Annotated in this window: 21 protein-coding genes; 4 read left to right on the plus strand and 17 right to left on the minus strand. The window is 47.4% G+C overall.

The window, feature by feature from the left end:
• Positions 1 to 2: 2 nt before the first annotated feature.
• Together C7382_RS05505 and C7382_RS05510 are read left to right on the plus strand one after the other, a co-directional pair.
• The gene (locus tag C7382_RS05505) at positions 3 to 530 is read left to right on the plus strand and encodes a hypothetical protein (RefSeq protein WP_116679296.1); all 528 of its coding nucleotides are present in this window, start codon (positions 3 to 5) and stop codon (positions 528 to 530) included.
• An 84-nt stretch (positions 531 to 614) separates the two neighbouring features.
• Positions 615 to 1,283 (plus strand): HAD family hydrolase, encoded by a 669-nt coding sequence (locus C7382_RS05510; RefSeq protein ID WP_116679297.1) that lies wholly within the window; start codon positions 615 to 617, stop codon positions 1,281 to 1,283.
• A 19-nt stretch (positions 1,284 to 1,302) separates the two neighbouring features.
• Here C7382_RS05510 and C7382_RS05515 read toward each other — a convergent pair whose 3' ends face one another.
• The 14 genes from C7382_RS05515 to C7382_RS05580 form a co-directional block, all read right to left on the minus strand.
• On the minus strand, positions 1,303 to 2,313 hold the full coding sequence (locus C7382_RS05515) for a nucleotidyl transferase AbiEii/AbiGii toxin family protein (RefSeq protein WP_021644794.1): 1,011 nt from the start codon (positions 2,311 to 2,313) through the stop codon (positions 1,303 to 1,305).
• The gene (locus C7382_RS05520) at positions 2,310 to 2,915 is read right to left on the minus strand and encodes a DUF6088 family protein (RefSeq protein WP_234831708.1); all 606 of its coding nucleotides are present in this window, start codon (positions 2,913 to 2,915) and stop codon (positions 2,310 to 2,312) included. Before C7382_RS05520 ends, C7382_RS05515 begins: the two co-directional genes overlap by 4 nt.
• Before the next feature lie 71 nt (positions 2,916 to 2,986).
• Positions 2,987 to 3,181: a helix-turn-helix domain-containing protein gene (locus C7382_RS05525; protein WP_116679299.1), complete on the minus strand. Its 195-nt coding sequence runs from the start codon at positions 3,179 to 3,181 to the stop codon at positions 2,987 to 2,989.
• Positions 3,178 to 5,226, minus strand: a complete 2,049-nt coding sequence (locus tag C7382_RS05530; protein WP_116679300.1) for a bifunctional DNA primase/helicase — start codon at positions 5,224 to 5,226, stop codon at positions 3,178 to 3,180. The genes C7382_RS05525 and C7382_RS05530 overlap by 4 nt, the downstream gene beginning before the upstream one ends.
• On the minus strand, positions 5,223 to 5,531 hold the full coding sequence (locus tag C7382_RS05535) for a helix-turn-helix transcriptional regulator (protein ID WP_234255127.1): 309 nt from the start codon (positions 5,529 to 5,531) through the stop codon (positions 5,223 to 5,225). The genes C7382_RS05530 and C7382_RS05535 overlap by 4 nt, the downstream gene beginning before the upstream one ends.
• Positions 5,532 to 5,614: 83 nt before the next feature.
• Complete coding sequence (locus C7382_RS05540; RefSeq protein WP_021665016.1) at positions 5,615 to 5,956, minus strand: helix-turn-helix domain-containing protein; 342 nt, start codon at positions 5,954 to 5,956, stop codon at positions 5,615 to 5,617.
• Between the two features lie 796 nt (positions 5,957 to 6,752).
• Positions 6,753 to 7,928, minus strand: a complete 1,176-nt coding sequence (locus C7382_RS05545; RefSeq protein ID WP_116679301.1) for a TolC family protein — start codon at positions 7,926 to 7,928, stop codon at positions 6,753 to 6,755.
• Positions 7,925 to 11,056 carry an efflux RND transporter permease subunit gene (locus C7382_RS05550; protein ID WP_116679302.1) on the minus strand — a complete coding sequence of 1,044 codons (3,132 nt, stop codon included), beginning with the start codon at positions 11,054 to 11,056 and terminating at the stop codon, positions 7,925 to 7,927. The genes C7382_RS05545 and C7382_RS05550 overlap by 4 nt, the downstream gene beginning before the upstream one ends.
• Positions 11,057 to 11,075: 19 nt before the next feature.
• On the minus strand, positions 11,076 to 12,278 hold the full coding sequence (locus C7382_RS05555; RefSeq protein WP_116679303.1) for an efflux RND transporter periplasmic adaptor subunit: 1,203 nt from the start codon (positions 12,276 to 12,278) through the stop codon (positions 11,076 to 11,078).
• Positions 12,279 to 12,506: 228 nt separating this feature from the next.
• Positions 12,507 to 12,935, minus strand: a complete 429-nt coding sequence (locus tag C7382_RS05560) for a DUF6769 family protein (protein ID WP_243405661.1) — start codon at positions 12,933 to 12,935, stop codon at positions 12,507 to 12,509.
• A gap of 145 nt (positions 12,936 to 13,080) precedes the next feature.
• Positions 13,081 to 13,395 carry a hypothetical protein gene (locus C7382_RS05565; protein ID WP_116679304.1) on the minus strand — a complete coding sequence of 105 codons (315 nt, stop codon included), beginning with the start codon at positions 13,393 to 13,395 and terminating at the stop codon, positions 13,081 to 13,083.
• 10 nt (positions 13,396 to 13,405) lie between these two features.
• Positions 13,406 to 14,167 carry a hypothetical protein gene (locus C7382_RS05570; RefSeq protein ID WP_116679305.1) on the minus strand — a complete coding sequence of 254 codons (762 nt, stop codon included), beginning with the start codon at positions 14,165 to 14,167 and terminating at the stop codon, positions 13,406 to 13,408.
• A gap of 748 nt (positions 14,168 to 14,915) precedes the next feature.
• Positions 14,916 to 15,521, minus strand: coding sequence for a hypothetical protein (locus tag C7382_RS05575; protein WP_116679306.1), 606 nt, complete (start codon positions 15,519 to 15,521; stop codon positions 14,916 to 14,918).
• Positions 15,522 to 15,629: 108 nt separating this feature from the next.
• Positions 15,630 to 16,001: a DUF1304 domain-containing protein gene (locus C7382_RS05580; RefSeq protein WP_116679307.1), complete on the minus strand. Its 372-nt coding sequence runs from the start codon at positions 15,999 to 16,001 to the stop codon at positions 15,630 to 15,632.
• A 168-nt stretch (positions 16,002 to 16,169) separates the two neighbouring features.
• On the opposite strand from C7382_RS05580, the gene C7382_RS05585 reads away from it, so the two are divergent.
• Entirely contained in the window at positions 16,170 to 17,159 is a 990-nt protein-coding gene (locus tag C7382_RS05585) for a YeiH family protein (RefSeq protein WP_116679308.1), read from the plus strand.
• A 101-nt stretch (positions 17,160 to 17,260) separates the two neighbouring features.
• Here the strand turns inward: C7382_RS05585 and C7382_RS05590 are convergent, their stop codons facing one another.
• The 3 genes from C7382_RS05590 to C7382_RS05600 all read right to left on the minus strand — a co-directional run bounded on the left by C7382_RS05590 (position 17,261) and on the right by C7382_RS05600 (position 20,388).
• Complete coding sequence (locus C7382_RS05590) at positions 17,261 to 17,818, minus strand: glutathione peroxidase (protein ID WP_116679318.1); 558 nt, start codon at positions 17,816 to 17,818, stop codon at positions 17,261 to 17,263.
• Positions 17,819 to 17,986: 168 nt separating this feature from the next.
• Positions 17,987 to 19,759 carry a sensor histidine kinase gene (locus tag C7382_RS05595; protein WP_116679309.1) on the minus strand — a complete coding sequence of 591 codons (1,773 nt, stop codon included), beginning with the start codon at positions 19,757 to 19,759 and terminating at the stop codon, positions 17,987 to 17,989.
• Positions 19,690 to 20,388, minus strand: a complete 699-nt coding sequence (locus tag C7382_RS05600; RefSeq protein WP_116679310.1) for a response regulator transcription factor — start codon at positions 20,386 to 20,388, stop codon at positions 19,690 to 19,692. The genes C7382_RS05595 and C7382_RS05600 overlap by 70 nt, the downstream gene beginning before the upstream one ends.
• Before the next feature lie 554 nt (positions 20,389 to 20,942).
• Between C7382_RS05600 and C7382_RS05605 the strand changes: the two genes are divergently transcribed.
• Positions 20,943 to 22,172 (plus strand): site-specific integrase, encoded by a 1,230-nt coding sequence (locus tag C7382_RS05605; protein WP_116679311.1) that lies wholly within the window; start codon positions 20,943 to 20,945, stop codon positions 22,170 to 22,172.
• Positions 22,173 to 22,389: the final 217 nt, after the last annotated feature.

Here is a 22,389-nt window from a genome sequence, read left to right on the forward strand (position 1 = left end):
GTATGATGAAAAAAATGTATGTATTTATTTTATGTCTGATCGTTTTCGCCGGCTGCAGCCAAACGGACAATGAACCGGTTACCGAAGGGAAATCTTTGATAACGGCCGTCACAAGGAGCGGCAATGTGGAAGGGATCGTCTCGGAATATGAAACAGCATCCGATGATGAATCACAATATGGTTCGATTTCTGCAAGGCTCGCTTTCACGGGAGACGATATCGAATGGTTCAATCCGAGAACACGGGAAATTAGATTCAGAAAGATCAACTCTATTCCGGTCTACGCACGAATAGAAATGAAAGTAGGGGAAGAAACGGTCTTTACGATTGTTGCGCATATAAGTGATGCTGTCAATCGGGCGTACAACAATCTTGTGTTATTTTATGACATGGAGAAGAATGCCTATTTTCTGAACGATAACTATCCGGATTATTGGGACCCGGAGGGTACTCGCCGGAATGCGGAGAAAAGAGCTCCCGGATGGGCTAAATTCCTAAAGCAATTGAAGAAGGAAGGCAAACTCAAATGATTTAATCATTTTCCTGTAGAGAGAGAGGATGCGGCTCCCTTGCATCCTCTCTCATTTTATTGAAGCATTAACACAAAGAACAAGATGCAGGATCAGGTTATCATTTGCGACTTGGACAACACGATATTCGATACTTCGAGCATCGATCCCGAATTGTTTGCGTCGTTGCTTCACAAAGCAACCGAGTATTTATCAGGACGCTTTACCGCGGAAATCATCCTCTCGATCATTCAAGACATCGTATCCAATCCGTTCGACAGGGTATGCGAGAAATACGGATTGCCCAAATCAATGATATTACCTGTCTTGGATGAATTGAACGGTATCTCTCTGGAGCATTCTGCCATTGTGCCGTATGAGGATTATACCGCTTTCAGAGCGATACCGGCATATAAGATTTTGGTGACTACCGGATTCAAAAGATTACAAGAGAAAAAATTGAGAAAACTGCAGATAAGTCAAGACTTCGACCGGATAATCATCAACGATCCCGTCTATGCGAATTCGAGCAAACTGGATATCTTCCGTGAATTAAGCAGGGAATTGGACCTAAAAGACCGAAAGACATATGTAGTAGGCGATGATCCCGCTTCCGAAATAAAAGCAGGACGGGAGTTGGGATTTACAACCGTCCTGATGGTCAGAAAGGAATACCTTTCCAACCCCTACACCGATTATATTGTCTCCTCTTTCGAGGGTTTGAGAGACCTTTTGAGAGATAATATGGAAAACGATTGCGCCCTTAGGAAGTAGAATATTTTGCAAAAACTTTCTACTTACTCGTTGTGCCGATACTTCGGAATCGCTGCTGTAATTCTTTAATGCGAAGCAAAAGTTGTCCGAAAGAAATTTTGTTTCCATAAATAAAAGATTCCTGTAAAGCAGCATAGTCGTTCTCCCAATCCTTTATACATTCTACAGGAGGATAGAACTCTATTTTGTCCGGATAATCTTTATCATAGTTAGCATAGGATACATGATAGAATTTTCTACGATGCTCTACAATTGCTCTATACAGAGCACTATCAGCTAACGCTTGTCGCCCAAATTCGGTATCCATTAATTTCTCCAGATCATACAAATGCCTGCTCATGCGTAGACTGCGAGGCTTTTCTTTCTGGAATTCTTCGCACAATAAAAAAGCTTTTTCCAGAAATGTTCTCGAAGGAAGAACTGTCGGAATAACTGCTGTAGAATCCCGATCTGCATCCGGAAAATGTTTGCCAATCATTGTGGTAATCACTTTTTCCTCAAAAGGCTCTTTCATGGAGAGACAACTGATCTCCACTTTGACCATGGGTCTAAGATAGCCGGATTGTTCTTCAACTATGGGAGAATATTCGATCATGATTTCAGTCGGATCGCTATCCGTTGATATTGCGATTCCATCTTGTTCTGTTACGGGATAAATCCTGTAATCGAACAATCCGATGGACTTCATTCGGCTGTCGATGTCTTCGACAAGAGTGTCTATGATATATTTGCGACATTGCTTACGCAAAGTTTTTAACTGATTGTTGTTTTCAATCGATTCCTTAAAATACTGATAGTTGATAGCCAGATCAATGTCTTCACTGAAGCGTTGTATCAACTGCCAACCCTTACTCAAACTGGTGCCACCCTTAAAAAGCAAGTATCCGGCACATTCCGATTGGAACAAAGCCTTGATCACCATTGTCACCCACCAATCTTTTTCAATGGCATATTCGGGTAAATTTTCAGCTTCCGCCGCCTGTTGAAGCATAGCTCGCCTGTTCTCGATAGAGTTTGATAACCAATTCATAATGTAAGTTCTTTTTGAATTTTGGAAAGAATCTTTTTAATCCATATCGGAGCCAAAGCCAAGTCATGCTCAAAGGTTTCGTTCTCAGGACATTTCCTCAATAATCCTTTGATATGATCAATTTGTTTCTCCGTTACATTCTTTTTTCCGATCGATTTCATTGCCTGAATCAGAACAGGCATTAGTTCTCCTTTGAAAGCAAAATTTTTTGGAACACATCGTTTAAAGACAATCTTTCGATTGCCAATGATGATATTTCGAGCAGAGCCGGTTGTGAGATATACATAATTCATCGGAACTTGGGTAGAAAGTCCCAGACGGTTTTCTGCCGTCAAACCGGTTGGCATGACTTGTGCGTGATCTCTTCGGGCAATGGCCTTTACAATTTGATCAACAGATGGTTTAAGTAGCCCAAAGTCTGTCGATTGCGGTTTGTAGTAAATTCCAATTGCAAGACGATCCAGCTTTCCGTTATCTACCAGTTCGGATAATACACGACTAATAAATACATCATTTCCGGATTTGGCAAAGTCGGATACAAAAAAAACATCTCCTTGCTGAGCACTTTCGATTTGGGCTGTTATAGCATCTGTTATTGACATAATCATTGCTGTTGGTTTCAGTCACAAAGGTAGAAACTTTTTGCAAAACATTCTACCTCGTATTGAAAAACTTACCACATCGTTTTTTTATAAAACAGAATGCCTTCTGCCGGAAAATAACGCCGGTTTCCGATTTTGAAAGACGGTAATTTCCCGTTTTTTCCCCATCTCAAAGCTGTTTTGAAATGTATTCGCAAAATCCTGGCCACATCAAAAGCATCGTAATAGATTTGCTCCTCCTTTTTTAAATTTTTCTCTGTCATCATAGTTTCAGGGTGTAAAGATTATTCGTTTGTTGTTCGATAATTCCATTGTTTCGCATATAACTGATATAACTCTTGGCCGTACGGTCTTTGACGTCGACCGTTTGCATGATTCTTTCGACCAGTTCATTGTAAGACAGGTGCATTTTGGCGTGAAAGACTTCTTTTGCGATTTGTCCCAATTCCGTAAGTTTCCGTTTTTCTTTGTCTTCCGGAGATTTCTCTCCCCGGTAAACGTGCATTTCCTTTTCCCTGTCCCATCCGAACAGCATCAAAGGCACGTCCAACGGGCTGCCATCCCTTACTTTAAGGGCTTTTACGACCGACAAAGCCGGATTCTCATCTTTCTCTATGGAGAGGATGGCCGCCGACTTGCGCTGAAGTTCCGAACCGATATGCCCACGCAGTTTAATCCCGTTCGGGACAAAATGGAGAACACAGATAATACAGGTATTATAGATACCGGCAAGCCGGTAGAGTTCGTCCACAATGGCAATACTCTCGCTTTCATCATTGGCCGAACGGATCAAGTCGGCTATTCCATCGATGACGACCAGATGAATTCCCCCATACCGGTGATGATACAAGTCGATGCTGTCTTTTATCAGCTGCAATCTCTCTTTACGTGAAAGAGCTGCAAGAAATATGGGATGATAGAAATCGGGAACAGACGTAAGAGAGGCTCTTCGGAGTGTTTTTCCGATGTTTTTATGAAGTTGGTATTCCGACTGTTCCGTATCGTAGTGTAGAACCGCTTTGCTCCGCATATTCGGACAAACATCCAATCCGAGCAGATCTATCGGGAAATCCCTCTTTTCAGTATGCAACACCCCGGAAATAATCGCCGCGATGTAGTTGCTCTTGCCCGTTCCCTCCCCACCCGTAATGCAGAACAGATTGTCGTAGGTTCCCAAAGGAACGTCATTCACGGAAATAACCGTTTTGGAACGATCGGGCGGATTGTTATAATTGATTTCACATGAACTTAAAAGCATAATGGTCTGTGTATATAATTGCTCCAAATGGTCGGATATCAGTTTCCTGAAATCTTCTGTGCTGTTTCCCAGCTTGAAGTAATCGGAGATATCTTTCTCTTGTTTGTTCCCGGACAAAGGCAATTCGATCCGCTGTAATTTATGGTGAGAAAAACGTTCGCACCAGCGTATAGATGCTTTTATGCCCGTTTCGTCCATATCGTATAAAAAGAAAATATGCCTGAACCTTCGTGCAAGCATTTCGATGATGGATTCTTCGATATTGCCTGTCTCACTGTTGAAACAGATGGCATGGAATCCATGAGAAGCAAGGGATAATACGTCTTTCTCTCCCCCCGTAATGAAGAGTATATCTCCTCTTTGCGGAAGTTGCTCCATCCCGAACACATAGGTTTCCGGTAATATTCCCCCGTAAACGAACCGGCATTGACTAAAAGGGCGATATACCTTTACATAGTCTTTGCGCAGGAAGCCGAAGATCGGCTCTTTTGAGGTATTCGTAAAACAGTAGCTTTTTCCTTCGGCATTTTCGCTTTGGAAAGTTTGCAGAGATTTGACATGATATCGATCCAAAATATTTTGTCCGGTACCATATTGCTCCCAGAAAGAAAGCTCGCTCCGGGTGTAAGGTTTTTCTGTGATTTTATAAGGTCTCATGGATGCTTCTTTCGGTTCTGATAAAGTTCGTTCGAGATATGGGAGTTTTCTGTTTCGTGCCGGAAAAGGCTCTTTCGAGTATGCAGGTATAGCTATCGGAAGAGAAAGATCACGGACAATTTTTTTCAGGATATGCACAAAATCTTTTTGTACGTCCATGCCATACATGGCGGCGACAAACCAAAAACAATCTCCCGAATAATTGGGATCGCCAAAATCATTCATCCGGTAAACTCCCGTTTTTGCCACTTTATAGATATAACAGGAAGCTCGTTTGTCTTCGTAGAGCGGGTTTTGAAATTTCTTCTTCGGCTTGAAAGGAAAAGGCATATAGTAGTTGAATACAAGCAACCCTCCATCCGTTCTTTCCAGTATTTGTTCCTTGATATGATTCATGCGTCTTTTTCCTTTGCTTCAAAACCACACCCTCTGATGATACCGTCCCGATAGACGGATAAAGTCCTTAATGCCTCTATCCGATTGAATCCGCGGGCTCTTAACCGGCCGCATTTGACGGCCACGTACACTTCGTCGAACCGATAGGCACATGCTCCGCTGCTCAGAATCGTGTAGGGCAACTCATTCCTTGCTCTCCATCGGTAAACAGTAGTAGGAGAGACATTCAAAAGCATGGCGAGCATACTCGAATCCAGACTGATGCTTTCATCCACCGGGCTGTAATCTTTTTTCAGGTCTCTCATAAAACCATGTATCTCCGATAACACTCCCTGAATATCTTTCAGATTTTCTTGAATGCTTTTTATTTCATCGCTTTCCATCATATCTATTGTTTCATTTTACTGTCCGGAGGCCCGGGTCGGATATTGATATTCATAATCTTGGGCAGGATAATTGTTACCCCCAACTCCATTATCTCAATAAACCTTCGGCCGATCTCAAGAGCAATCCGGTCTCGTTCTTCCATTGCAGGATTCGAAAACACGTCTCTGGGATTCAGTCCCAAAAGTTCACAGTACCGGTCGAAAAGTTCCATACTTAAATATTTATTTCCGGCTTCGATCCGATAGACTGTAGTGGTACTAACATTCAATGAAGCAGCAACATACTGCAAAGAATAGCCCTTTCTGTTCCGCTCCTGTTTGAGTCTTAATCCTACGTTCTGCATAACAATGTAAAGTTAGTTGCACCCCGGCAGCCTCCATTACTTTTATCACATATCTTTTTTCGTTTGCAGTAAAGAATTTTGCGTAGGATGCAATGGTTAATAACTCCTCTATATATAAAATGATGAGAGTGGAATCATTTCGTTTCAACAGAATATTTAGACATCTTGCAGTGATGGAAAAGAGAATAGACACAAGCGCTGGTCGGAGCACCGGTTAAGATAGGTTCCGTTAGTGCAAGTGCAAGCTCCCTTATATAGGGGGGCTTGCACTTGCACTAAAATTGTAACCGGAAAACATTCTAAGCGATTATTTCACATAAGGTTTGGCTTAGGTTCAAAAAAAGAGTATCTTTGTTCCTGAAATTTGAGCAGTGAGGCTTCGTCTATACGTAATCTAAAGATACCCTTTTGGGGGTTTCATTTCGGTTACAGCAGATAAAGAAGGCTTTGCAATATGCTGGGAATAAGACGATTGTGCGACTAAGTTCAATCTCCGTACGCACCGCTGGAACAATTCAGTTAGTCTGAAAGAAGTCTGAAGAGCAAAATGAATTTCCTTTGCTCCTTTATCTAAGGACATCAAAAAAAATGCCGTCTGAGCATTGTCTGAAGATAATCTGTCTTTGGTTTCATTTTGGTTACATAAGCAAAGACTTCCTTTTAAGGAGCTGAAAATAAAAAGGATACAATGGGTGGTTCTTTTCCCGTCCATACCGCTAAGATTTGAAGAAAGAAAAGCCCTTCGGACGCTGTGTTCGAAGGGCTTTTGCTTTTTTACAGGTTTAGGGGTGGGGGATTAGAGCTCAAATGCTGTCAGTTCGGCAAAGGCCAATTGGTAGTCACGCTCCGCTTCGAGAGCCTGATTGACGGCATCGTAGTACAAACCTAATTCAAGGATATAGTCCAGCAGGGAGATTTCGCCTGCATCCAAGGCCTTTTTGAGGAGGTCGGCATTGCTTGTCGCTTCCAGCGTCTTGCGGTAGCTTTCGGCAGCTGCTTTGAGTCCAGCCGTGCGAGCATAGAGCATCCTCATGCGACCGTGTAGCTGTTCGCGACTGTCGGCCTCCTGCATTTGAGCTGCCCGAAGCGACGCCTTGGCTTGGCGGACGCGGTTTTTATTCTCCCACAGCGGAATGGAGATGCCGAAGGTGAGACCCTGGAATTGCTCACCTGCCACCTTCTCGCTCATATAGCCGGCCGTGAAGGACGGCAGCCCCGAAGCACGCATGAGCGTTACCTGCTGTTTGCTCACGTCTATGGCCTTGCGGGCATAGGCTTGCATAGGACTCCGCTCGGCTGCGACAGTAAACCAAGAGTCGAAGTCCGGCAGCATCACCTCCACATGGTGGCTGTCGTCGAAGGCGATGTCTATGCCTCCGTTCAACCTCCGCAACTGCATCAGCAATGCTTCCCGCTCCACACGGATACGAGCATATTCGCCCTCTGCGGTAGCGAGATTCAGCTTTGCCTTGTTGTATTCTATCCGATTGGCATCACCTGTCTGCAGGCGGGTTTCATAGACTGTTGCGATGGTCTGTGCGTGTTGTTGCCTGAGTTTCAGTTCGCTGAGTAGGGCATTGGTGTATATCAGCTCGATGCAGCATTGCTTGGCTTCCAGCATGATGTTCATGCGTTCAGCCTTGTACTGCCACTCCAGCAGATCGTTCTGTTCCCTGCTTACACGGTTTTTCATTCCGGTAAGCGTTGCTATATCGAACGACTGCGTGATGCTAAAGTCCGTTCTCTTGCCGAGATCTTTGGGGTTACCCCAGAGGTAGTTGAAGCCCACTTCTGGATTGTCCAAGAAGATGCCCGTGCGATTGTTCAGCTTCTCTGCATTTGTTGTTTCGCGCAGAGCTTTCAGTGTGGAGTTGTTCGATTCGATGGTCTGCAACACCTCTCCCATCTGCTTTTGGGCAGAGAGGGTAGAGGTGAGCAGCAGTGCCATGAGGCTTATGAGGATCGTTTTCATTCTTGTGTTAGTTGTTCGGTTGATATTGTTTGTTCTGTCATCTCTTCCGCAGGTCCGCCCTTGATGAGCAGATAGATGATGGGAACGATGAAGCTGTTGAGGATCGTAGAGGTCAGGAGACCTCCGAGAATAACCTTGGCCATGGGACTCTGAATCTCGTTGCCCGGCAGATCGCCACCCAGAGCCAACGGGATAAGCGCCAGACCTGAGGTAAGAGCCGTCATGAGAATGGGATTGAGCCGATCGAGAGAGCCGTGCAGGACGCTTTCGTTGCGAGAATAGCCTTCGAGCTGCAGGTCGTTATACCGTGAGATCAGCAAGATACCGTTGCGAGTGGCTATGCCGAATAGTGATATGAACCCGATGATGGCCGGAATGCTGACAACGTCACCCGTGAAGAAGATAACCAGAACGCCTCCGATCAGTGCCAAGGGTAAATTCAGCAGACTCACCACCGACTGCTTGACGCTGCGGAACTGATTGAAGAGCAGCAGGAAGATCACCAAGATGGAGAATATCGAAGTAATGAGCAAGGTACGCGAAGCTGCTTGTTCGCTCTCGAACTGCCCGCCATACTCTACGTGATAGCCTTCGGGCAGTTCCACCTCGGTATTGATCCTGTCTTGTATCTTATTGACCACCGAGCGCAGGTCTCCGCCCGATACGTTGGCCGATACGACTATCTTGCGAGACACATTCTCCCGATTGATCGTATTCGGACCCGAAGCCGAAACCACGTCTGCCACGTAGCTGAAAGGAATCTTCCTGCCCCCTGCATCCACCGTCAGTTGGCGGATGCGCTCGGCTGTCTCGCGACTTTCGTCATCGGCCTTGAGTGTCAGGTCGAACGAACGATTGCCTTCGTACACCTGCGACACGACTTCTCCAGCCAGCAGCACATTGACAACTTCGGCAAATTCGCCCGGCGTCATGCCGTACTTAGCCAGCATCTCGCGTTTGGGTACAATCTTCAGCTGTGGTCGCTCTACTTGTTGCTCCACATTGAGGTCGGCCACGCCCTCCACATCTTGTATGGCAGTCTTGATCTCATTGCCCAGAGCAAAGAGCCTGTTCAGATCAGATCCGAATAGCTTGATGGCGATATTGGCACGCGTGCCGGACAGCATCGCATCTATACGGTGCGAGATCGGTTGGCCTATCTCTATATTGGCTCCCGGCAAAGATTTCAGCTTCTCCCGCACTTCGGCGAGGACAGCATCTTTGGAACGCTTGCCCAGCACGAACGGCACCTCTATTTCGGAGGTATTGACCCCTAAGACGTGTTCGTCCAGTTCGGCTCGTCCTGTCTTGCGTCCCACGGTTTGCACTTCGGGGATAGTGAGGAGGATCTCCTCCGCCATACGTCCTATCTTGTCACTTTCCTCCAGCGATATGCCCGGTAGCGTACTCACATTGATGGTGAACGAACCCTCATTGAACGGAGGCAGGAAGCTTCTTCCCAATGTGAAGAAGATAACCAACGTAGCCACAAACACCCCGCCCGTAGCGATGAGAACGGCCTTGCGATACTGTAGGGCAAGTTTAAGCACAACGGCATAGTATTTTTTCAGTTTTCTGGCGATTGCCGGCTCGCGCTCTTCTTTCTCTGTGCTCTTCTTCCCTCCGAGGAGATAGCTGCAGAGTACAGGCGTGAGCGTGAGGGCTACGAGTGTCGAAGCCACCAGTGCGACGATGAAGGCAATGCCCAGCGGCACCAGCATGCGCCCTTCCATACCCGAGAGGAAGAAGAGCGGCACGAAGCTTGCCACGATAATGAGCGTGGAGTTGAGGATGGGCATACGCACCTCTCTGGAGGCTTGGAATACGACGTGCAGGACGGAGTCTTGTTCCTCGGCCGGCTTCTGCCGGTTCTCACGCAGTCGCTTGAACACATTCTCCACATCCACGATGGCATCGTCCACCAACGAACCGATGGCGATGGCCATACCGCCGAGACTCATCGTATTCACCGTAAGCCCCATAAGCTCTAAAGCCAAGAAAGAAGTCACAAGCGAGAGAGGGATGGTCACCAGCGAAATGACCGTAGCCCTTACGTTCATCAAGAAGATAAAGAGGATGATGACCACGAATATTCCACCCTCCAAGAGCGCTTTCTCCACATTGCCGATCGAGCTTTTGATGAAGCTCTCCTGACGGAATATATCGGTCGATACTTGAACATCCGTCGGCAAGTTTGTTCGCAATTCGCCCAAAGAAGTGTCTACAGCCTTGGTCAGGTCCAGTGTACTGGTTGCCGGCTGCTTGGTAATGGTCATCAGGACGGCAGGTGTGCCGCGCTCCGAGGCAAGCCCCAGCTTGGGCGCCTTGCTGCCGATGGTCACCTCTGCCACGCTTTCGAGCATGATGGGTACATCGTCGATGTTCTTCACCACCGTCTTGCCCAATGCGGCCACATCGTTGGTGGAGAGCAGACCGCGCACGATGTATTCGTTACCGTATTTGTATAACACACCGCCCGAAGCATTCTGGTTCATCTGCTCCACGGCGGTTTTCACCTCATCAAGCGAGATGCCATAGTGCTTCATCTTTTCGGGATTGAGCAGGATCTGATACTCCTTGATGTCTCCTCCCAATACGGTCACCTGCGACACCCCGCCGATAGAAAGCAGACGCGGACGAATGGTCCAGTCCGCCAGCGTACGCAGGTCTTGGAGCGAAGTACTGTCCGCCGTCAGTCCGAGGATCATCACTTCGCCCATGATAGAAGATTGTGGGCCGAGTGTCGGTTTGCCCACGTTGGCAGGCAGATCGGCACCGACTACAGCCAGCTTCTCCGACACGATCTGGCGTGCTCGGAAGATATCCATCCCCCAGTCAAACTCTACCCACACGATAGAGAAGCCCGTGGTCGATGAGGAGCGCACGCGGCGCACCCCCGTCGAGCCGTTTACTGCCGTCTCCACGGGGAAAGTTACCAGTCGCTCCACCTCCTCGGGCGCCATGCCCTGTGCTTCGGTCATGACCACAACGGTGGGAGCATTCAGGTCGGGGAATACATCCACCTCCATACGGGAGGCGGTATAAGTCCCGATCAGCATCAACAACAAGGAGGCCACCAGTATGGCGAGCCTGTTGTTCAGCGAAAATCGTATGATTTTATCCAACATAATCCGTTCTCCTCCCCCTTTAATGCGTGTGGCCTTCCGGCATGACGGACGCAATGGCGGCCAACTTCACTTGATACACGCCCCGAGTAACGACGCTATCGCCTTCCTTGATGCCTGAGAGCACTTGTACCCGCTCGCCATCGCTGGGGCCGAGCTTAACCTCTTGCTTGCGATACCCCTCTGCATCCAACTGCAGGTACACAAAGTACAGTCCCTGCTCTTCGGTAACGGCAGAGACAGGAACGGAAAGAACGCTTTCCTGCACAGCGGATAGCAGATAGACGGTGACGAATGAGCCCGGGACAATGTCGCCCACGTTGTCAAACTCAAAGGTCACGGGCAGATAGAAGGACTGCCCGCCCGCAGCGCGTCCATAGGAGAGGAGCTTGCCGTTCAATGCCGACAGACTATAGACTCGATTGTCATAGGAGGTCTTGAAGTTGGCCGTCCGCACCTCGCGGATGTAGCGGAAATAAGGCTCCGACACCTCGGCACGCAATTGGAGACGGCGGTTCTGCGACACGGTGGCGATAGGCTGTCCCACAGAGACGTAGTCGCCTTGGTTCACCATGAGGTTCTTGATGTAGCCGCCTATGGGAGCAGTCACACGCACACCGCCGGGCACCAAGCCTGAGGCCTGTGCTTCGTAGGCCGTCTTGGCTGTCTCATATTCACGACGGATTTGCTCGTATTCCTTGGTCGAGATGATCTGGTCTTTTACCAGTTTCTCGGCACGCTCGTATTCTCTGCGAGCCGATTGGTAGAGGATAGTCGCCTTGGCATTGGGATCGCCGTCCGGCAGGTTTCGAGACGATATGGTTACGACGCTCTCTCCCGATCGTACTGCTCTGCCCTCGGCCATGGATGCACCGGCAAAGGAAACGATGCCGTTGGCCGTCGCTACGATAGTCGCTTCATCGCCTTGGGCGGAGAGAATTTGGCCACTTGTCCGAATGACGTGGCTGAAAGGAGCAGGCCGCACCTCCTCCACTGCCAATTCGGCGGCTTGTGCCTGAGCTTGAGTAAAGTGGATTTCGTCTGTTACCTCTTTGTTATCACTATCACTATCATGGTCATGGTCGTGGTCGTGATCATGATCATCGTGGTCATGCGTATGTTCATGTTGCTCCTCCGCTTCGTGATGGTCTGCTTGGGAGCTTGAGTTGCAAGCCGACAGGAGTGTGGCGGCAAGGATAGTAGTTGCTATAAGTTTGGTTTTCATTTTCTTGTTTGTTTTTCCGAGTGGAAATAATCCGATGCCACGACAGAGCCGATAGCTGCAGAGCGCACAGCTCTTCAGCAGCACCGAGATGCGTCTGCGCGTGACAACATTAAGTGTGATATGGAGAGACACCTGCGGCCGAAACAATGGCTCACGGTGGTCTCAAAAGGGAAAAATCAGGGACGTAAAGGTCCGCGACTGTACCTCATCAATCAAGGGGAAACAGCCTTAACAAGAAAAGAAAGGAGGGGCTCGCAAGCCATGAGCCGGACTTGCATCGGCAGAAGTATAAAAGGCTATGTACTCTCCGTACACAGGTTTGGAGGCGGAGTCGTCGATCGGCTGTAGCAGGTCGGTGACGATGCTGAGCAGCGGATAGATCAGAGTCGGAAGCCCGCCTTCGCTGTCATCTTCCGTTGAGATGCGACTCTTGGTGCGGAGTACGGCTCCGGAGAGGAAATAGCTCCGCGCAATACAAGTCGGGCTGCTGTGATCATGCTTGTGCTCATGCTCCGGCGAAGCAGCGTTGTGGCAGTGCTCCACGGCCATGCAGGTAGTGCCCTCGTAGTGGTGATGATGCGGGATGATACCGGCGATCAACACGATGAGCGCAGCCCATGTCATGAAGAATATGGAGAGTTTCCTTCTCAAAGCCATTAAGAGTTTGCTACAAAAATAGACGTTTTGGAGCGAAATCCGCCCCTTAACGCTATAATGGAAAAGCAAGAGCCTTGTCTCCTATTCGAGGGACAAGGCTCTGCATTATTGTTCGTTGGGGACTGTTCCTTTGTCGATTAGAGCGTTAGAGCGGGCCTCTTTCAATGAGTAGACTGAAATATCTGAAGATGTCCAATCCGACCATCGTGCAAATTCCCAAAATGCCCGCTGCCATCATTAGTTTGGTCATGACCTGTCGTTCATGCACAATGTTAAAGATGAAGTTGACTCCCGCCACAGTAAAGAGAGAGAGCAAAGGAATGATAACGAAAGGTGATTCGGTAACTAATAGCTCAACGAGAGCGATAAGGAGTTTGATGCCAAAAAAGACATAGACATGATAGCGCAAGCGTTTGCTCGTCTTGCCCTTCATGCTGAAAATATCATAACCTTTTTCCATAAACACTTTTTTATTGGGGAGAAACAGATTGCTGGTTAATCAGTTGTTTGGCATCCTTTACACATAGCTTATAATTCGCGTATGCTTTTATGACCCCTATTGTCCCTCCAACTGCAAAACCGACTGCAGTGCCGATTCCCGGAGCGCCGATTGATCCTGTTATAGCTCCTCCTGTTGCGTCGAGAAGAGATAGGCCCAACTCAATAAGATAGGTTTCATAACATTTCTTTACAGCAGCTTCATATTCAGCCATTCCTCGAGAGGAATCTTCAAGCAAGTAGTTTTTTATTGCATCAATCTTTCCTAAAAGATCTGCCATGAGCAATTTTTCATTTGCTGGAATATCTTGGCCATTAATTTCTGCAATCGTCGGGAGGAGTGGATTGTCCAAAAAAACTGTCGGAAGTCCGTTCAAAAAAGCTTTCGTGTACTCTGTAAAACCATATTGATCCCACAATTCAGAATAATTGGCATCTACAATCTCGTGATTTTCAGAGTCTTCAGGGAGATCAATCTCACCCCTCTGTCGGAAACTAATAATTTCATTTTCAAGACCTCTGAAAGAGGATGAATACACTTCTTCAATGGAGGTTGATAGCTCCTCACTACTAGTCACAATCGGACTTTTTGAGCACGAGAACAGCATAAAGAGCAAAATCACTCCAAGACTACTAATGCTAATTGCTTTCTTCATTATTTTTTTTGCTTCACTTAAAAACGACAGCAAAGATAGTGCGTTTTTTTGCATGGCCAAATCTTGCGTATAGACCATTGCTGCACATTTATTGTTACCTTTGCATATCGGCAAGGGTGCTGTAGAACGTAAACACATGAATATCAGGCAGCACCGACCGACAAGGCAAACCATAGTAGTGAATGACCCAATATGACGACCCATCGTAACCTATCCGCATCTCGCGGGAACTGCCCCGCTTCCATCCTCTTTTCGTTCGTATGCTTGCATGGCATAGGCTGTGCAGTAGTGCAGTGTGTAAAAAACTCTTTACAATCCGATATAGATAGGATAGCATAAAGCCGAATTGACATAGCCAAAAGCACCAAGTCCCCGTTGCATTCGTAGCAGAACGCAACGGGGACTTTTCATTTTGTACCACCAAAATAGACCTTTCGGCCTCGATGAACTTTATAAAGATCGGCTTCTAAACTTCCTAAGTTTACTTGCTAATATTATAATTATTAGAAATGATCTTTATAAAGATTGAAAGTTGGAATTATAAAGATTATCATTCGATCGCCCAAAAGTCGGACTCCGACAGCTTGACTCTCCTTTTTATGTTTTTTTGCTTGCCAACCGACCTTCAAAAGACTGCTTATTTAGAACGAATCTAAATGTCTCTTCGGTGTTGAAACCTTTTTCGGCACGTAAAATCAGTACATACAGACAACACGAATTAACACCTTGCCATTGTGGAAAAATATTTGGCAACTAAATATGACAAATATTTCAACTTCGACTTATTCCTGCATTTTTTGCCAATACTATTTTAATATAAGCCTCTTTATTTGAAGATAAGTGTAATTAAAAAGTAGTGCGGAATTTTAAATTTCATTCCTAAATTCTCAGGTTTTTCATCAGACTGAGCGACCTCACAGTATGAGCCTGATCCATCTTTATGGATTGTAGGTGTTATGATTGCGAAAATGAAATTCTTTTTGTCGGTTTCTATTTGAATTTCGTTTTTGTTTCCAAGGAAGTTTTTTAGGGCGTATTTGTCCGCGTCATCGGCTAACTTAAAATATGATTTTTTGCTTCTAAATTTATTTCCACAAAGAAATATTTTTAATCTCCCGTCGCTTAATTTAAAGAAGAATTTCAATGAGTCCTTTTCAGAGGCGATTTTGAAATAGTCTGATTCGCTTCCGTCAAAAAGCATTGAACTCTTTGTTAATTTTCCGTTTACATATTCTTCAAGTCTGATTTGGTATGATTTGCCTTTTAAATTGGCGCCTTCAAAATTTAGTTGCTCAATATAAATGTTTTCAAAGTCGATTAAAGTTTGAATTTCGCTATCTTTGCTTCCGTAATTACTCGTCATTTTAATTGTGTTTTGAGCAAATGTAAAATTGGCTAAGAAAGCGAAAGCCGTAATTAATTTTACTTTCATATGAATTGTTTTTTTGAATTTCTGAAAACGTGTTATTTATGACACAAAAGTACAATATTCGTGTGACAATCAAGTCGGCAGAGATCTATAATAGCGGGTTGTGTACCCTCACAGTTTTGAGAATAGCACAGCGATCATGGCGAGAATAGCTGGCAGACCTTGCTTCAGGAGAATGCTTTTGGAGGATTTGCAGGCTCCGTACAGAGCCGCGACAATCACACACCCCAAGAAGAACAGACGGATGTTGAATGCCCATTGTGGGTCGTTAATATGGAACGTCCACAGAAGTCCTGCCGCCAAGAATCCATTATACAATCCTTGATTGGCAGCCAAACCGCGAGTTTGAGCAAATAAGTTTTCGGGCAAGGCCCCTTTGAAAATTCTCTTGCCGATAGTTTCCCAAGCAAACATCTCTATATACAAGATGTAAAGATGTTCTATAGCCACGATGGGTGTTAATATAGATGCTATTGTATTCATGGGTGTTTATTTGTTGCAAATGGGTGAAAATGAGAGATTTCTTTTTATTGAACAATGACCTATGCCGAATGTTCCACAGCACTCTTTGTATAATGACAGCCAAAATATCTTGGTCGTTTCACGCGATAATGCTTACATTCGCCCCAATTGGTAGATACATAAGATAAAATGATGGATAGACCGTTGCTTAAAAGAAGACTTTATAGCTGCTTGGTGTTTGTATTGGTGGCAGCATTATTGCTCACCTATGTGCCGGCCTTGGCGCCGAGTCTGAAATGGATTACACCTCCCTTTGTCCTTGCTCTGGGGCTTATGTTTGCCTTTTTTGTCGGTACTCCGTGTGCGGCATTCAATGCGAAGGCATCCAAAAAGCTGCTGCAATGGTCGGTGGTCGGCCTTGGTTTCGGGATGAATCTCCAAGAGTCCTTGGCATCGGGTGCGTCGGGGATGGGTTTCACCATTGTGTCTGTCTTTGGGACACTTATACTCAGTATGTGGATCGGAGTGCGACTGATGGGAGTAGATCGCAAGACAGCTTACTTGATCGGTTCGGGCACGGCCATTTGTGGCGGTAGTGCCATCGCCGCGGTAGGCCCCACGATAAAGGCAGACGAGCGCGCTATGTCTTTGGCGCTGGGGACTGTCTTCGTTCTCAATGCTGTGGGGCTGTTTGTCTTCCCGATTATCGGCCATTGGCTGGAGATGGGGCAGCATGCTTTCGGCACGTGGGCAGCCATTGCCATTCACGATACCAGCAGTGTCGTCGGAGCGGCAGCCGTATATGGAGAGGACGCATTGCATACGGCCACGCTGATCAAGCTCACCCGTGCCTTGTGGATTATTCCGGTTGCCCTCGTCTCTTCCTTCATCTTCAAAAGCAAGGGGAGCAAAATCAATATCCCTTGGTTTATCTTTTTCTTTATCCTCGCAATGATTGTCCGGACCTATGTCCTTGTCGATTATCCTCAGATAGGGGACTTCATCAGCGGTTTGGCCAGAAAAGGAATGGTGCTGACGATGTTCTTCATCGGCGCATCGCTCTCTCGTGAAGCCTTGCGTAGCATGGGCATCAAGCCTTTCCTGCTCGGTATTGCACTCTGGATCATCATCAGCCTGACCTCTCTTGCCGTAGTCATGCAGCTCAGCCCGATTCTCTGATCTTTCGTGTAGGCCTGTAACCCCCATAAAGCATAATTGCCCATTTCGACAACATCGTCGAAATGGGCAATTATGCTTCTTGCGATTAGCTGTGCGAAGTCTTACTTCTTGTTTAGCTCAGCCTTGATGCGAGCTTCAACTTTCGACATATCGGCAGTCGGCTCGAAGCGTGCTACCACCTCTCCTTGTCGGTTGATAAGGAATTTGGTGAAGTTCCATTTGATATCGCTCTTAGAACGCCAGTCGGGATCAGCTTTGTCGAACATACTTTCGAGCCTTGGGCTCAGGCTGTTTTCCTTGTCGAATCCCTCGAATCCTTTTTCGCTCTTTAGCCAAGTGTAGAGCGGCAACTCGTTTTCGCCATTCACATCGCTCTTGCTGAATAGGGAGAATTCGGTGCCGAAGTTCACTCGGCAAAACTCCGCAATCTCCTCGTCTGTGCCCGGAGCCTGATTGCCAAACTGATTGCAAGGAACGTCGAGAATTTCGAATCCTTCGGCTTTCATATTGCGATACATTGCTTCAAGCTCCTCGTACTGTGGCGTGAAACCACAAGCCGTAGCGGTATTGACAATGAGCAATACTTTGCCTTTGTACTCCGACAGACTTACTTCGTTGCCCTTTGTGTCCGGCAGACTGAAGTCATACACTGTTCTCATATCCTTTCCTTCGTTTGCACTTATGGCTTTCGCGTCGGTGGTCTGACCGTAGCCGACGGCAGTCAGCATCGCAGCCAATAGAATTAAAAGCGTTGTTCTCATTTCTGTAATTTTTTTGTTTGAAACACTTATTGTTACTATCCCTTGTTGATTGGGGAATAGCGGGGTTCAGGGAATGCGTTTGAGGCGGAAGAGAAATTCCAAACCGCCTTCCGATCGGTTCTTGACGGTAATGTCTCCTTTGTGGAAGAGCACGGCATTCTTCACGATAGAGAGGCCTAAGCCCGTCCCACCCGTGGAGCGCATCCGTCCGGACTGTACCCGATAAAAGCGTTCGAAGAGACGAGTCAGATGCGATTCGTCCGCTATGCCCACTCCTGTATCATAGAAGGAAAAATAGAGAAATTCCTCATCCTTGCGGTAAAGCTCTGCAACGATGCGAATGTTTTCGCCGGCGTATCGGATCGCATTCTCTGTCAGATTGCGGAAGATGGCGTAGAGCAGGCTTTCGTTCCCCACCAATTCGGTTTCGACCGGTAGGTTTCGTTCGAAAGAAATATGATGTGAGGCAAAGTCTCCAGCAAAGTCCTTGCTGATCCTCTCCAACAACTCGTTTAGATTGACAGAGGAGAGATCGAAAAGGTCAGGTGCTTCGTCAAGTTTCGTGATCAGCCCCATGTCGCGGATCAGATCGGAGAGCGCCAGCGTGCGATGATAGGCCTGTTGCAGGAAATACCGGCGAGTCTCTTCATCGGGATTCTGTTCCAATAGCGTTTCCAGATAGCCGCGGATGCTCGTTACCGGCGTCCGAAGTTCGTGCGCGATATTGCCCGTCATTTCTTGTTTGATGCGGTGCATTTTCTCTTGCTCCGTCACATCATTGAGCACCATCTCGAAGCCGCCATCTTCGAATACACCCGTTCGCAGGGAGAAGACCTTGCCGTGACGATGGATTCGGCTCTCATAGGAAGGACTGTGGGGCGATCGGACGAATTCCAAAGCCGAAGCGAAGAACGGTTCTTGGCTCAGCGTGGCCGTGCTGATGTCGTGGCAGTCACTGATGGCATGTAGGTACTGAACGAAAAGACCGTTGAAGAAAAGTACTTCATGAGTCGGAGAGAAGAAGCATACTCCTTCGCGAGAATAGAGTATGTGCTGCGACAGGCGTTCCCGCTCGTGGTCGATCGCTAAAGTCTTCTCCCGAAGGTCGCGATAGTTTCGTGCGATCTTGCGACTGATCTCGCCCAACTCATCGTCGGGAAATACCTGTTCGTCCCCTGCCATGGCAGGCGTGACGGCCAGATCGCGCAGGTGTCTGATGGTTTGACTCATGGACTTAGCCACGCCGCTGATGAGCAGGAGCGTAACGAGTAGAAGCGCCATCGCCCAATATAGAAAGGGCGTATCTCCTTGCAACTGGTAGCGCACTTCTGTATCATAGGGGAGTGCCACGCGTACGAAACGAGAGCCTATTTTTTCTGCCAGATAGAGGTATTTGATGCCGTCGGTATGTGAGGTGCGAATATCGCTCCCGTAGGGATGACGGGAGGCTGCTACGATCTCGGCTCGAGCCGCGTGGTTCTCCATTCGGGCGGATGCTCCGACATTGTCGAACAGAACCGATCCGTTTAGATCAATCAGGCTGACGCGTATCGTTCGGGGGAGGAGCGGGAGGATGGAGCCAAGCCGTCCGCTGTACTCCGTGGTCGTATCGGGAGCAGCCTTGTCGATCATGTGGATGTATCCGGCCAATTGATCCTCGAGAGCCTGCTTCTTGATCGTGCGCTGTCGCCATTGTCCGATCAGAATCACTCCTGCAAAGAAAAGCAGGAAGACACACCCGAAGCGGATGAAGAGCTTGCCCCTGTAGTTCAGTCGCATACGGAGGAGGGATTGAACCGATAGCCATAGCCCGACCGATTGGTGAGCATCGGAGCGCATACGCCGAGCTTCTTCCGAAGGCGGGTGATGTGCACATCGACGGTTCGTTCGGTTATATAAGGCGTTTCGCTCCAGACCTTATCGATAATCTCACTGCGAGACAGCACCCTGTCGGAGGAGCGAACGAGCAGGACGAGCAGCTCCATCTCCGTCTTGGTCAATTGCACCGGCTTGCCAGCCACGAAGACCTCTTTGGTCTCCGGATTGATCTGCAGTTCTCCACAAACGATCTGATGAGAAGAGACCAGACGCTCTTCTGCTCCTCCGGATGCTCTTCGCAGAACGGCACGGACGCGTGCCACGACCTCTTTGATGGAGAAGGGTTTGGCGATGTAGTCGTCCCCCCCGACAGAAAAGCCCGTGAGCATATCGTTCTCAGTATCCTTAGCGGTCAGGAATATGATCGGTGTGGCATCACGTCTGGCACGGAGCGTCTCGGCCATTTTGTAGCCCGACATTTCTCCCATCATCACATCCAGCAGAATCAGATCGAAAGGGATCGAAAGGGTGATCAAGGCCTCTTCGGCCGAATGAGCGCTACAAACCTCGAAGCCTTCGCTGCGGAGGTTGTAAGCCAGTATCTCACAGATACTGTGATCGTCGTCCACGATGAGAATCTTATGTGCCATTGTCACAGATATTTCTGATACCAAAGATATGTAATTACTTCGTGCGAAGGAGATGCTGCAGGCGAGTCGGGGAGATGTGTGTCGCGAAGCATTCTCAGAAAATGGGGCGGAGAATTGACCAAAATACGCGCCGCAATCAAGCGAGAACTTGCGTCATTTCTTTTTTGTTTTGGCGCCATTTAGAAAAAAAATATGCGCCAAATCGAAAAACTTTTGGCGCGACTTTGTCTCGGCACTAAGGAACTATTCGAAGAAAGGGTATTAGGGTGAGGATGAAAGGTAAGTAAATGGAAATGAGAGCGATTTGCGCCATATCTCGGTGGTTTGCACAGAGGGGTAAAGTGCAGAAAGCGTGGATTTATGCAGAAGTTCCGTTACCAAATCGTCAGTCCATTCTTTGGATGGTAACGAAGAGGTAGGAGAAGGTAACCGACAGAAGAGTATTCGGTAACTCATCTTTCTGTAATTACGGTGCTTATGCTTTGTGTTACAATGTTTTGCATAGCTGAGAACGCTTCGGTAACGGGTAACTTTGCCCATAAAAAAAGAAGCGTATGCAAACAGACAAATTCAAGGTGTTGCTCTACCTGAAAAAGAGCGGATTGGACAAGTCGGGGCACGCCCCGATAATGGGACGCATAACCTACGGGCGAACCATCGCCCAATTCAGTTGTAAGCTCTCGTGCGACCCGAAGTTGTGGAACGCTCGTGAGAGCAGATTGAACGGAAAGAGCAGTGAAGCGGTGACAACGAATGGCAAGTTGGAACGCTTGCTCCTTTCGGTACAGTCGGCTTATAGAGTTCTTTGTGAGCGAGGGATTGTCTTTACAGCGACAGACATCAAAGAGCAGCTCCAAGGAAGTATGCAAACTCAAATCACCTTCTTGGAGCGATACGACCGAATGGTCAAGGAGATGGAGCAAAAGGTGGGTATAGAAATAAAGGCGACGACTTTAAACAATTACTATACAACTCGTAAGCACTTGCAAGCCTTTATCTGTGAGAAGTATCACACGGCAGATATTTCTTTCGGACAGATGGAAGAAGATCTCTTGGAATGCTTGCAGCACTACTCTGTCGGAAAGTTGGGACATTCGCAAGCCTATTATCGTAAGATGGCATTGGCGGTGAAGAAAGTCTGTCGGTTGGCACATCGTGAGGGCTTGACAGAGCGACAATTGTTCGCTCACGTACAGATAGAACGAGGAGAGAACAAACAACCTCGTGCATTGGACAGAGCTTCATTAGACAAGTTGCAAGCCTTAACTTTTGAACCTTATGAAGTGGAGTTGGCGACCGTTCGCAATCTCTTTCTTTTCTCTTGTTATACGGGGGTCGCCTATTGCGATATGGTCGCCCTTAATAGGGAACATCTCTTTACGGATGATGAAGGGGCATTGTGGCTGAAGTTTCGCAGGCAAAAGACCGATATGCTTTGCCGAGTGAAGCTCCTATCCGAAGCGGTTCGTATGATAGAGCGGTATCAGTCCGAGGAGCGCAACACTCTTTTTGCGCCTATTACTTATTCAGCTTATCTCGTTCAGCTCAAAGCCCTGCAACTTCGGGCTGGTATCTCTATTCCCCTTTCGGCACATGTCGGTCGCCACACTTTTGCGACCTTGATTACCTTGGAACGTGGCGTTCCCATCGAAACGGTGAGCCGAATGTTGGGACATAGCAGCATCCAAACGACCGAGCGATACGCCCACGTCACCCCGAAAAAGCTCTTCGATGAGTTCGAGCGATTTCTCTCTTTCACCGAAGATTTACAACTCTCTTTGTGACATTCAAGAATATGCCCTCAAAAGCACCTAAGCTTTTCCGAGAAAGCAATAAAGCTTTTGCCCGAAAGCTTAGGAGCTTTGAGAGGTAAAGTTATTACCATTCATACAGCAGACGAAAAGATTATGCGCAGTACATTCAAAATCCTATTCTATATCAATAAGAACAAGACCAAAACGGACGGCACAACGGCAATCCTTTGTCGTATTACGATTGATG

Source organism: Porphyromonas loveana (genome assembly GCF_003096695.1).
Lineage (GTDB): Bacteria > Bacteroidota > Bacteroidia > Bacteroidales > Porphyromonadaceae > Porphyromonas > Porphyromonas loveana.